Raw genomic sequence first — 11,836 nt, 5'->3', positions numbered from 1 at the left:
GGGCATGAACGAACAGGAGTACCGAGTGACACAACCGGCCCTCGCGGAAGGTCTGTCGACCTGGTCCCCCGAGCACGGTCTGACCCCCGGCCCGCCCCAGGGCGGACGTCTTCTCGTCGCGGACTCCTGGTTGGTGCGCGACGGGCGGGTGCGTGGTCTCGACCGGCACCGGGAGCGGTTCCTGCGGTCCTGCGGCGAGTGCGGGGCACCGCCGCCGCGCCGGGTGGTCGACTTCTGGACGGACATGACGGCCGCCCTGCCGCGCACGGGGGAGTGGTTCCCCCGAGTGGAACTCGCCGCAGGATCACTGGAGTTGCGTCTGCTGCTGCGGCCCGCCCCGCCCCTCGGTGCCGAGGTGCGGGTGTGGGCGGCCGGGCAGCCCGACCCGCGCACCGTGCCCCGCCGCAAGGGACCCGACCTGGACGCCCTCGCCCGGGTGCGCGGCCGGGCCTCCGGCGCGCAGGCCGACGAGGCCGTCCTGATCGCCCCGTCCGGCCTGGTCCTGGAGGCGGCCAACTCCACTGTGCTGTGGTGGGAGGACGACACCCTCTGCCTGCCGCCGCCCCGGCTGCCCGTCCTGCCCGGGGTGACCATGGCGCTCGTCCTGGAGCGGGCGGCCCGCACCGGGGTCCGCGTCGCCCACCGCGAGCGCTCCCTGGCCGACCTGGACGGCCGCGAGGTGTGGCTGGTGAACGCCCTGCACGGGATCCGCCCCGTCGCCGCCTGGACCGGCAGACCCATGACCGCCGGCCGGGCGGTCCACGCTCCGAAATGGCGGAAATGGCTGGACAGCATTATGGAGCCATTGCCGGAAACATAGGGAACACCGGAGCAGAGGCAAGCGCCGGGCCGAATGGAAACGGCCCGGCGCATTCAAGCACGCACTACCGGGGCGCACTGGTCGGCGCACCAGTTGTGAAATTTCACTTCCGCACCGGCTGATAGGCGCCGGGGGCCATCCGGGTCGCGATCGCGATCCGGTTGTAGGCATTGATCACGGTGGCGGCCCAGATCAGTGCCGCGAGTTGCTCGTCGTCGAACACCTCGGCCGCGGCCGCGTAGACGGCGTCGGGCACATGTCCGTCGTTCACCGAGGTCACGGCCTCGGTCAGGGCCAGCGCGGCCCGCTCCCGGGCGGTGAAGAAGGGCGTCTCGCGCCATGCGTTCAGCGCGTAGATCCGCTGCTCGGTCTCGCCCTGGGCGCGGGCGTCCTTGGTGTGCATGTCCAGACAGAAGGCACAGCCGTTGATCTGGGAGGCGCGAATGCGAATCAGTTCGAGGATCTCGGGCTCGACCTTCGCGTCCCGCGCCGCGGAAACAGCGGCGGAGTGCAGGGAGCCCATTGCCGCGGACGCATCCGGGGTGATTTTCTTGAGGGCCACGCGAGATATGGAATCGCTGTTGCTCATGGGGAGAACTCTATATGCGAATAACTCGCCGTGTAACTGTTTCGTCTCGAAGCGGGCCACGCCACAACCGTCGAGCCGCGCCGGCTGTCTACCTCCACAGAACCTACAAAACGCGTGAAAGGGAAAGGCCCGCCATGGGGGACATAGGAAGAAGAGGCGCCGTCGCACTGACCGTCACCGGACTGCTGGCACCGCTCACGCTCGCACTGGGCACGACGCCCGCGCAGGCGGCGAGTTGCACGACATCGACCGGGCCGTACCAGAAGCAGGTCGAGAAGTTCCTCGGCCGACCGGTCGACGGGCGGCAGTCGGCCGCCGACTGCCAGGCCATCAAGGCGTTCCAGACCAAGCACGGCATCACCCCCAACATCGGCTACGCCGGCTCCGTCACCTGGGGCGTGATGGACCTGATGAACAAGCAGAAGGCCGTCGGCAAGAACCCGAACAAGGCCGGCAAGTGCCCGGTCAACAAGGGCCGCATCGCCTGCGTCGACCTGACGCTCCAGCTCAGCTGGATCCAGGACGGCAGCAAGCTCGTGTACGGGCCCGTGCCCGTCCGCACCGGCCGCGACGGCTACGAGACCCGTACCGGTCTGAAGAAGATCTACTGGCGGCACATCGACCACGTGTCGTCGATCTACCACGTGCCGATGCCGTACAGCCAGTTCTTCGACGGCGGGCAGGCGTTCCACGCCGCCGCCGTCAGCATGTGGAACCCGCCCGGCTCCCGCGGCTGCGTCAATCTGACGAAGGCCGACGCCAAGAAGTACTGGTCGCTGCTGAAGAACGGCGACGACGTCTACGTGTACGGCCGCAAGCCGGGCACCTGACGCACCGCCAGGAGCCCGGCCCACGGACCGCCGTGCGCGTCACGCCTCGGGCGCGTCCCCGAAGTCCGGGATCTCCAGCCGCACCCCACCCTGCCGCGCGGACTCGTGCGCGACGATCCCCGGCAGGGTGTAACGGGCCGCCACCCACGCGTTGACCGACGGCAGGGTGCGGGAGTTCACGGCGGTCACGAAGTCGTCCACCAGGAAGTGGTGGCTGCCCTCGTGACCGTTGTGCATGTTGTCGAAGACCCGGGGCAGCCGCGACCGGTCGTGCACCGGCGCCGAACCGGAGGTGAACGCGGCCCGCAGTTCCGGCGCGATGTGCTGGAGGGACGGATCGTCGGGCGACAGCGTCGGCTTGGGTTCGAGCAGTTCGCTGATGTCCTTCACCCCCTTCTTGTCCTGCCACAGCGCCACCGTGGCGAGCTGCTCCATGCTCGCCTCCGTCCCGAAGAACCGGAAACGGGACTCCCGTATGTGCGACGGGTAGCCCACCCGCCGGAACTCGTTGGTACGGAACGAACCGCCGCCCGCGACCTCGAACAGGGCGGTGGCGTTGGAGAAGTCGTTGCCGAACTGGCTGACGTCCTTGTCGAACACCCCGTCCCCGCGCCCGTCGACGACACCGATCGCGGAGACGCTCACCGCGTGTGTCTGCCAGGCGCCCAGCACCCCGCCCACCGAGTGCGTCGGGTACAGCAGCGGGGGATAGCTGGCGGTCCGCTTCCAGTTCTCGCCGCCGCTGTACTGGTACGCCTCGTAGAACCCGAGGTCCATGTCGTGGACGTAGTCGCCCTCGGCGTAGAAGAGCCGACCGAAGGCCCCCTCGGCGATCTGGTTGCGGGCGTGCACGGTCGCCGGGTTGTACTGGCTGGTCTCGCCCATCATGTACGTCAGCCCGGTCGCCCGGACCGCGTCGATGATCGCCGCGATCTCCTCCGTGGTGATCGCCATGGGCACCGCGGAGTACACGTGCTTGCCGGCGCCCAGGCCCTGGAGGACCAGCGGCCCGTGCGTCCAGCGCTGGGTGAAGATCGCGACCGCGTCGACGGCCCTCGACTCCAGCATCGCCTCGTACGAGGGGAAGGTGCCGGCCAGCCCCTGGGCGGCGACCAGTCGCTCGGCACGCTCGGGCAGCAGGTCGGTGACGTACACGTCGCCGACGCCGGGGTGGGCCTGGAACAGCGTGGCGAACTGGCCGGAGAACTGGCCTGCGCCCACGATGCCGAGGGAGAACGTCATGGAAGAGCCCTTCGTGGATCGGGAGGTCACTGCGCGAGGATGCGGTTGATCTGGTCGTTGGTCTCGTCGAGGCTGCTCACCGGCTTGCCGTTGCCGTAGATGTCCTCCATGGCGGGCTGCATCAGCGCCGTCATGTCGGCCGAGTAGCTGGCGATCGGGTACGAGAACGTCCGGAAGTGCTTCTTGTCGGCCACGGGCCGCGTGAACGACGACACGTCGATGCCCTTCTTCCGGTACGCGGCCACGGCGGCCTCGGTACCGGCCGGGGTGGCCGGGAAGACGACGCCGTACCGGCCGACGACCTTCTGGCACTTGTCCGAGGCCAGATAGGACACCCACTTGCGGGCGCCCTCCTTGTTCCTGGACGCCTTGGTGATGGAGTCGGCGAGGCCGTTCATCATGGTGGCCCGCTTGCCGGTCGGACCGGCCGGCGTCAGGGCGGTCCGGATGGCCTTGCCCTTGAAGCCCGCGTAGGTGGAGATCATCCAGGCCCCGTCGAACGCGGTGGCGGCCTTGCCCGCGGCGATCTGGGTGTTCTGCTGGTTGGACTGGACGTTGTAGTCCGACAGGGGCGGCATGTAGCCCTTCTCCGCCAGGCCGAAGTACCACCGGATCACGGACTGGAAGGTCCTGCTGTCGTACTGGTACTCCGTGCCCCAGCGCGCCTTGTCGAGATAGTTCCACCCGGCGGAGGCGGCGAAGGTGCTCCACTGGGTCTGGCCGTCGCCGTAGCCGCCACCGCCCGTGGCCAGGCCGTACACCTCGACGTCGTTCTTGTCGAAGCCCGGTTCGTCGCCCCGCTTGCCCTTGCGGTCGATCGTGAGGTGGGCGATGGCCTTCTCGAAGGTGCCGCCGTCCTCGGGATTCCACGAGAGGTTGTTCAACTCCTCGGCGCTGAGCCCGGCTTCGTCGGTCATCTCGGAGTTGTAGAACAGGGCGACGGTGTCCCAGTCCTTGGGGGCGCCGTAGCGGTGGCCGTCCTTGCCGACCCAGTTGGCGGCGAGCCCGGGCTGGTAGTCGGAGTCCTCGATGCCCAGGTCGTCGAGCGGTTCGAGGACCTTCAGATCGGCGAACTGGCCGAAGTTCTGGATGTGGTCGGTGAACACATCGGGCTGTGTGCCCGCGATGAATCCCGCGGTGAGCTTGGTCCAGTAGTCGGACCAGCCCAACTGCGTGATCCGCACGTCGAGTCCGGGGTTCTCCTTCTCGAACCCCTTCGCGCACGCCTGGTAGGCGGGCAGTTGGTTGGCGTCCCACAGCCAGTACGTCACCGTGTTCGAGGAGGCGCCGGTGCCGCCGCCCTGCGCGCAGCCGGTCACCAGGGACAGCGCCAGCGCGCCGGCCAGCGCGGTCAGCGTACGAAGTCGCATCACAGTCTCCTCACTTGATCCCGGTGAAGCCGATGGAGCTGACGATGCGGCGGGCGAAGCAGCCGAAGAGCACCAGCATCGGCAGTGCGGCGATCAGCGTCGCGGCCGTGAGCCCCGACCAGTCGACACCGGTGGCCGGGGTCTGCGCCCGGAAGATCGCCAACGCGACGGTCAGGACGCGCGAACTGTCGCTGTAGGAGACCATCAGCGGCCAGAAGTAGTCGTTCCAGGCGGTGATGTACGTCAGTACGGACAGTGTGATGACCGGCGTGGACGCCATCGGCAGGACCACCCGGAAGAAGATCTTGATCTTCCCGGCGCCGTCGAGCAGCGCGGCCTCCTCCACCTCGCGCGGGATGTTCATGAAGAACTGGCGCAGGAAGAAGACCGCGAACGGCGTCATGAAGAGGCTGGGCAGTGCGATGCCGAGCAGTGAGTCCACCAGGTGGAGCTCCTTGATGAGCACGAAGTTCGGCAGCAGTGTGAAGATGGTCGGCACCATCAGCCCGGCCAGGAACAGCCCGAACACCTGGTCCCGGCCCCGCCAGCGCAGCCGGGCGAAGGCGTACGCGGCCATCGCCGAGAAGAAGATCTGGCAGCCGGTGATCAGGGTGGAGACGATCACCGAGTTGAGCAGGTAACGCCAGAAGTCGAGCCCGCCGCCCGCCCCGCCCTGGGCGACGGCCTCCTCGGCCGACTGGAGGCCGAGGGCCCGCTCGAAGCCGCTGGTGGTGAGATCCACCGGGAACGGGTCGGCGGGGTCGGCGTTGAGCCCGGCGTTGCTGGACAGCGCGGTGCGCAGGATCCAGTAGAACGGCAGCAGGGTGATGAGGACGATCAGGCCCATCACGGTCCAGGCGGCGACCCGTCCGGCGGGGAAGCGGCGCCCGGGCGGGCGGGCGGCCGGAGCCCGCGTCGATGCCGGGGCCGGGGGCGATGGAGTGGTCACGGTGGCCATGTCGGTGTCTCCCTTCCGTCAGCCGAGGTCGCTTCGGCCGGCCCGGGTGAGCCGGTACTGCAGGATGGTGATCGCGCTGAGCACGACCAGCAGGGCGACGGACATGGCCGAGGCGTAGCCGAACTGGAAACGGCCGAAGGCGGAGCCGTAGATGTAGTACTGGAGTACGTTCGTCGCGTTCGCGGGGCCGCCCGCCGTGGTCACCGCCACGGTGTCGAAGACCTGGAACGAACCGATCACGGTCATGATCAGCACGACCGCGAGCACCGGGCGCAGCAGCGGCATGGTGATCCGCCAGAACATGCGCCACTCGCTCGCGCCGTCCACCTTCGCCGCCTCGTACACGTCGTTCGGGATGGCCTGGAGACCGGCGAAGATCAGCAGGGCGGTGTAGCCCACGTGCCGCCACACATTGATCAGGGCGATGGTGGGAACGGCCCAGGTCTCGTCGGCGAGGAAGGGGATGCGGTCGGCGCCGAGGCCGCCGATGATCTCGTTGCCGATGCCGAGCTGGGTGTCGAGGATCCACAGCCAGACCAGTCCGGCGACGACGTTGGACATCAGATACGGGGTGAGCACGATCCCGCGCAGGACGGCGGACTGGGTGAGCCGCTGGAGCAGCACGGCCATGGCGAGCGCCGCGACGGTCTGCACCCCGATGTTGATGACGACGTACTCGACCGTGACCGTCAACGAGTCCCAGAAGATGGGGTCGTTGACCATACGGACGTAGTTGTCGAGGCCCACCCACTCTGGCGGGGTGAGCAGGTTGAAGCGGGTGAAGCTCAGATAGACGCCCCGGAGGGTGGGCCAGAGCAGGAACACCAGGAAGCCCAGCATCGCCGGGGCGATGAACAGGGCCGCGATCGGGCCGTCGCCCCGGGTACGCGCTCTCGTGGGGGACGGCGGGCTGCTGGAGGCGACGGTCATCGGAGGCTCCCTCGTCGGCGGCTCGGCCTCAACGTTCGCCACTTACTTTCGTCGCGAAAATATTCTGACGTCAAGAGGTGGGCCGACATCTTCTGAAGCCTGCGGTCATGGTCCTAGAGTGGTCGCATTGCTTCCGTCATAAAAGAAATCTCTTGTGGGAGTGTGACCTCCATGACCGCTCTCGCTGCCAGTTGGCTGCCACTCAGCGCCGGGGAGCGCGCCGTGGCGATCGAGGTGCTCGTGCACGGCCCGCTCTCGCGCACCGACCTCGCCCGGCGTCTCGGCCTGTCCGCGGGCAGCCTCACCCGGCTGACCAAACCGCTGATCGAGTCGGGCCTCCTCGTCGAGACCGCCGAGGGCGCCGCGCTCCCCGAGACCCGGCAGGGGCGCCCCTCCCAGCCGCTGGACATCGTCGCCGAGTCCCGCACCTTCCTCGGCTTCAAGATCACCGACGACATGGTCTACGGCGTGGTCACCACCCTCAGGAGCGACATCGTCGACCGCCACGACCGCCCGCTCACCTCGCACGAGCCCGAGCGGGTCGCCGATCTGCTCGCCGAGATGGCGGGTGAACTCGCCGGCCGCCACCCCTCGCTCGCGGGCATCGGCATCGGTGTCGGCGGACTCGTCGAGCACCGGGCCGTGGTCGGCGAGTCACCCTTCCTGCTGTGGCGCGACGTCCCGCTGGCCGGCCTCGTCGAGGAGCGCACCGGACTGCCCGTGGTGGTGGAGAACGACGTGGCCGCACTCGTCGAGGCCGAGACCTGGTTCGGCGCCGGCCGCGGACTCGACCGCTTCGTCGTCCTCACCATCGGCGCGGGCCTCGGCTACGGACTCGTCCTGGGCGGCAGACGGGTCCCCTGCGCCGAGGAGGACCGGGGCTTCGGACGCCACTGGATCGTGGACCCCGCCGGCCCGCTCACCCCGAACGGGGAGCGCGGCAGCGCCGTCTCGATGCTCACCATCCCGGCCATCCGCTACCAGGTCCAGGCGGCGACCGGGCGCGAGGTGGCGTACGAGGAGATCCTCGCGCGGGCCGCGGACGGCGATCCGATGTGCGCGCGCGTCATCGGCGAGGCCGGCCGTGCGCTCGGCACGCTCGTGGCCCAGATCGCCAACTTCGTCATGCCGCAGAAGATCCTGCTCGCCGGGGAAGGTGTCGGGCTGATGGAGGTGGCGGGGCGGTCGGTGGACGACGCCGTCCGCGCGAACCGGCACCCCCTGGCCGCACCCGTCCCGCTGGAGACCAAGGTCTCCGACTTCCACGACTGGGCCCGCGGCGCCGCCGTGCTCGCCATCCAGGTCCTGGTACTCGGGGCCGCCGAATCCTCGACGCAGAGTGATCAGCTTCACGGTCCGTAATGTCCGAAGTGGGACCTTTACTCACACGGGCTTCACGTTCGACGACATAGGGTTTACAGCATGTCCACTACCCCTGATGTCGTCCTGGAAAGAGCGGAAAGACCGGTACGAACGGCCGCCGAGGTCAACGAGGAGATCCGGGCCCTGTGGTTCCGGAGCGGCGGGACATTGAACACGGAGCAGCGCGGCGAGTACGAGCGCCTCGTCCTCGAGTGGGCCGCGGCCCAGTAGCTCCCCGGCCGCGGCTGACTCGTGGCTGATCGTGACGGGGCGCTCAGCCCCACGTCTGCGAATACTGGCGGCGGTATGCCTGCCGGTCCTGTTCCGTCCGGATGAAGCGGGTCGCGGCCAGAGCGACCATGCTCCCGGCGACGACCAGAAGGCCAGGACCCACATTGCGCGGGTCGGCGAGGCGGTCGATCAGATCCGACGCGGCGCCGGAGGCGTCCACCGGCCCCACCGCCCCCGGCTCCACGGCCCCCGGCGCGGCCGCGCCCTGCTCCGCGTCGTCGGAGGGAGCGTCGGCACCGGCGGTCGCCTGGGCCTGGGGAACACCCGCCAGCTGGACGTCCAACTCGTCCAGGGCGTCCCCCAGCGGCTGGAAGAAGGTCGTCCCGCCCTGCGTGCAGTCACCGTTGCCGCCCGAGGTGACGCCGAGGGCCACGCCCTCCGAGAAGAGCGGACCCCCGCTGTCGCCGGGCTCCGCGCACACCGTGGTCTCGATGAGCCCGGAGACCGTGCCCTCGGGATAGTTGACCGTCGCGTCGAGGCCGGTCACCTCACCGTTGCGGAATCCGCTCGTGCTGCCGCTGCGGAACACCCGCTGACCGACCGCCGCGTCACCGATCCCCGTGATCCGCACCCCGCGCCCGTCACCGACGGCGACGACATTGCTCGCGTTGCTCGGCGCGTCCTTGAGGTACCGCACGAGCGAGAAGTCGTTGCCGGGGAAGCTCGACTCGACGGTCCGGCCGATCTCCTCCCGGCCCTGGTTGTCGGAGAACCACACCGAGCCCGTCGGACCGCAGTGCCCGGCGGTCAGCATGAACGTGTTCTCCCCGTCGGTCACGTTGAAGCCGATCGAACAGCGGCCGCCCGTACCGAAGATCGGCTGCGCGCCGTTGAGTCGCATCGTGTACGCGCCCTTGGTGCGCTCCATCCGCACCGAGCCGCCGATCTCCTCGGCGAGGTCCGTCAGCCCGGCCCACTCCTTCTTGGAGACCGTGCTGTCGGCGCGCACCACGACCTCGTTGGACGCCGGGTCGACGGCCCAGGACGTGCCGGGGACGCGGGGCGCCGACCGCAGGGCCTCGGTCGCGGACTTCAGCTCCTCACCGCTGTACTCGACCATCTTGGGGCGGGCGCCCGCCTTCTTCACCTCGGCCGCCGCCTCCTCGTCGGTGACCGCGACGACCGGTCGCCCGTCGTCGGCGATCCAGGTGCCCGCCGTACGGGAGGAGCCGAGCCTGCTCACCAGACCCGTCCCCGTACCGGAGGCCGCCAGCACCGAACTGCGCGTCGCGGGCGGGGAGGGGGTGGATTCGGTCGCCATCGCCGCCTGCGTGACCATCAGGCCCCCGCAGAGCAGTCCTCCCACGGCCGCAAGCCGTGCCACTCGCTTCACGACTCGTCGTCGTGCGTGCCTCATTACCTGGCTCCCGAACCCCGTACGACACGGCGCCAACGCCGCGAGGGCGTCCGGTCCTTGAGCGCCCTTCTTCCATACGTGCGGTGAAGGGCGCGTGTTCACCGGTCGGCGTCGACATGGCCCGGTCTCCGGTTCACCCCGGTCGGAGGCCGACCCGGTCGATCGTCATCCGGGCTTCCTGGCCACACCGCAGTACATGGCGACTTCCTCCGGTTCCCCGTCGTCGCCGTTGGGCTCCGGGCGCCAGCGGGTGCACGACACCACGCCCGGTTCGAGGAGGTCCAGACCGTCGAAGAAGCGGGCCACCGCCTCCGGGCGGCGCTGGTTCAGCCGCGGGGTGCCGTGCACGTTCCACCAGGCCGCCGCGGTGTCGACGTCGGCCCAGCCCGGCCCGGTGATGGTGTGCGACAGCACCAGATGGCTGCCCGTGGGCAGGGCGTCCATCAGACGGCGCACGATGCCGTACGGGTCCTCGTCGTCGCCGATGAACGCCATCACGTCGAGGAGCATCAGCGCGACCGGCCGGCTCAGGTCCAGCGTCCGCGCGGTGTGTTCGAGGACCGAGTCGACGTTGCGCACATCCTCGTCGACGTGGTCCGTGCGGCCCTCGGGCGAACTGGTCAGCAGCGCGCGGGCGTGCACCAGGACCAGCGGGTCGTTGTCGACGTAGACGACCCGCGCGTCCGGCGCGATCCGCTGGGCGACCTCATGGGTGTTCTCCGCGGTCGGCAGGCCCGCGCCGATGTCCAGGAACTGCCGGATGCCGACGTCGGCGGCCAGATGGCGCACGGCCCGCCCCAGGAACTGCCGGTCCGCGCGGGCGTAGTCATGGATGCTCGGGTGCATCCGGCTGATCTCGTCCCCGGCTTTCCGGTCGACCTCGTAGTAGTCCCTGCCGCCGAGCCAGTAGTTCCAGATCCGCGCCGCGACCGGCCGGGTGGTGACGATACGGCTGTTCAGCGACGAGGAGGGGAAGTCCGAGGCTGCCGGGTTCTCCGTCACGGCATCAGCTCCTGGATCTTCTGTGGCGGAAGCAGAGTCAACGGGCAATGTAGACCCGTTGGTTGGGCTTTGCCGAGACTTCTGCGATCTTCACATCGACAGGATGCCGTCATCGCCCCCGGCCCGCCGTTTTTTGATCGTCGCGACCCCTCTACCAATCAGTAACTCTCGGGTAGTCTCCCGGCCACTGACGGGCATGACCATGACGAGTGCGGCGACGGTTCGAACGACCTCGCCGCTTTCACATGCGAAGGGGACGAACATGACAGCTAGCGGTGTGGGACGCCGCGTCACGACGGTCGCCGCGGTGGCCGTCCTGGGTCTGGGCGGTTCGGTGACCGCCGCGGTGCCGGCGGCCGCCGCCCCGAGCCGGGCCGCGGTGAGCGCGACCGCGGCCGCCGAAGTCGACTACGGCACCTGGCAGAAGGACGTGAAGGCCGTCATCGACACGGCGACGCCCTATGTCCAGCAGCGCACCGCGAACACGGCCGGGCGCAAGCTCGCCATCGTCTTCGACATCGACAACACCACGCTGGAGACGCACTACACGCCCTGGTACAAGCTGCCCACCCCGGCGCTGAAGCCCTCCCTCCAGCTGGCCCAGTACGCCAAGTCCCGCGGCGTCTCCGTCTTCTTCGTGACCGCCCGCCCGGGCATCATCGAGAGCATCACCGAGTGGAACCTGAAGTCGGTCGGCTACCCCGTCGACGGCCTCTACGTCCGTGACCTGCCCGACCTGTTCGCGGAGGTCTCCGCCTACAAGACCGCCTCGCGCGCGGACATCGAGTCGGACGGCTACACGATCATCGCAAACGTCGGCAACAACACCACCGACCTCGTCGGCGGCCACGCCGAGCGCACGTTCAAGCTCCCGGACTACGACGGCCTGCTCGACTGACACCACGACGTCCTCGCGAGCCGCTCATCGAGACACGGCCGCCGGTCCGCACCGGCGGCCGTACCCCCGGGGCCCTTCTGACGGGCCCTAGATGTATTGCCCTGAGAGGTTGGGGACGCGGCTGGCGGGTGGTTGGCCCTTCAGCGCGGTGTGTCCGCGGTGGTGATTGTAGGTGTGCAGCCAGCCG

The 11,836-nt window shown here is 69.2% G+C and carries 12 protein-coding genes; 5 read left to right on the top strand and 7 right to left on the bottom strand.

The window, feature by feature from the left end:
* The first annotated feature begins 25 nt into the window (after positions 1-25).
* On the top strand, positions 26-820 hold the full coding sequence (locus ACZ4Z2_RS36225) for an aminotransferase class IV (protein WP_468081959.1): 795 nt from the start codon (positions 26-28) through the stop codon (positions 818-820).
* Between the two features lie 103 nt (positions 821-923).
* Here the strand turns inward: ACZ4Z2_RS36225 and ACZ4Z2_RS36220 are convergent, their stop codons facing one another.
* A complete protein-coding gene (locus tag ACZ4Z2_RS36220; RefSeq protein ID WP_468081936.1) occupies positions 924-1,409 on the bottom strand; it encodes a carboxymuconolactone decarboxylase family protein in 486 nt (161 codons plus the stop codon).
* 134 nt (positions 1,410-1,543) lie between these two features.
* Here ACZ4Z2_RS36220 and ACZ4Z2_RS36215 point away from each other — a divergent pair, with 134 nt between their 5' ends.
* Positions 1,544-2,239, top strand: a complete 696-nt coding sequence (locus ACZ4Z2_RS36215) for a L,D-transpeptidase family protein (RefSeq protein ID WP_468081935.1) — start codon at positions 1,544-1,546, stop codon at positions 2,237-2,239.
* Positions 2,240-2,278: 39 nt separating this feature from the next.
* On the opposite strand, the gene ACZ4Z2_RS36210 is transcribed toward ACZ4Z2_RS36215, so the two are convergent.
* The 4 genes from ACZ4Z2_RS36210 to ACZ4Z2_RS36195 are packed head-to-tail and all read right to left on the bottom strand — an operon-like array spanning position 2,279 to position 6,739.
* Positions 2,279-3,481 carry a Gfo/Idh/MocA family protein gene (locus tag ACZ4Z2_RS36210; RefSeq protein ID WP_468081934.1) on the bottom strand — a complete coding sequence of 401 codons (1,203 nt, stop codon included), beginning with the start codon at positions 3,479-3,481 and terminating at the stop codon, positions 2,279-2,281.
* Between the two features lie 26 nt (positions 3,482-3,507).
* On the bottom strand, positions 3,508-4,851 hold the full coding sequence (locus tag ACZ4Z2_RS36205; RefSeq protein WP_468081932.1) for an ABC transporter substrate-binding protein: 1,344 nt from the start codon (positions 4,849-4,851) through the stop codon (positions 3,508-3,510).
* 10 nt (positions 4,852-4,861) lie between these two features.
* Positions 4,862-5,809: a carbohydrate ABC transporter permease gene (locus ACZ4Z2_RS36200; protein WP_468081930.1), complete on the bottom strand. Its 948-nt coding sequence runs from the start codon at positions 5,807-5,809 to the stop codon at positions 4,862-4,864.
* 18 nt (positions 5,810-5,827) lie between these two features.
* On the bottom strand, positions 5,828-6,739 hold the full coding sequence (locus ACZ4Z2_RS36195) for a carbohydrate ABC transporter permease (protein ID WP_468081929.1): 912 nt from the start codon (positions 6,737-6,739) through the stop codon (positions 5,828-5,830).
* Positions 6,740-6,910: 171 nt separating this feature from the next.
* Here ACZ4Z2_RS36195 and ACZ4Z2_RS36190 point away from each other — a divergent pair, with 171 nt between their 5' ends.
* Positions 6,911-8,101 (top strand): ROK family protein, encoded by a 1,191-nt coding sequence (locus tag ACZ4Z2_RS36190; protein WP_468081928.1) that lies wholly within the window; start codon positions 6,911-6,913, stop codon positions 8,099-8,101.
* A 60-nt stretch (positions 8,102-8,161) separates the two neighbouring features.
* A complete protein-coding gene (locus tag ACZ4Z2_RS36185) occupies positions 8,162-8,332 on the top strand; it encodes a hypothetical protein (RefSeq protein ID WP_180303857.1) in 171 nt (56 codons plus the stop codon).
* Between the two features lie 43 nt (positions 8,333-8,375).
* On the opposite strand, the gene ACZ4Z2_RS36180 is transcribed toward ACZ4Z2_RS36185, so the two are convergent.
* The gene (locus ACZ4Z2_RS36180; RefSeq protein ID WP_468081926.1) at positions 8,376-9,749 is read right to left on the bottom strand and encodes a S1 family peptidase; all 1,374 of its coding nucleotides are present in this window, start codon (positions 9,747-9,749) and stop codon (positions 8,376-8,378) included.
* A gap of 165 nt (positions 9,750-9,914) precedes the next feature.
* A complete protein-coding gene (locus tag ACZ4Z2_RS36175) occupies positions 9,915-10,751 on the bottom strand; it encodes an SAM-dependent methyltransferase (RefSeq protein ID WP_468081925.1) in 837 nt (278 codons plus the stop codon).
* Between the two features lie 262 nt (positions 10,752-11,013).
* Here ACZ4Z2_RS36175 and ACZ4Z2_RS36170 point away from each other — a divergent pair, with 262 nt between their 5' ends.
* Positions 11,014-11,649, top strand: a complete 636-nt coding sequence (locus ACZ4Z2_RS36170) for an HAD family acid phosphatase (protein ID WP_468081923.1) — start codon at positions 11,014-11,016, stop codon at positions 11,647-11,649.
* Positions 11,650-11,836: the final 187 nt, after the last annotated feature.

It is taken from the genome of Streptomyces sp. NPDC030183 (genome assembly GCF_055573455.1).
This window is presented reverse-complemented; position numbering and strand designations above follow the sequence as displayed.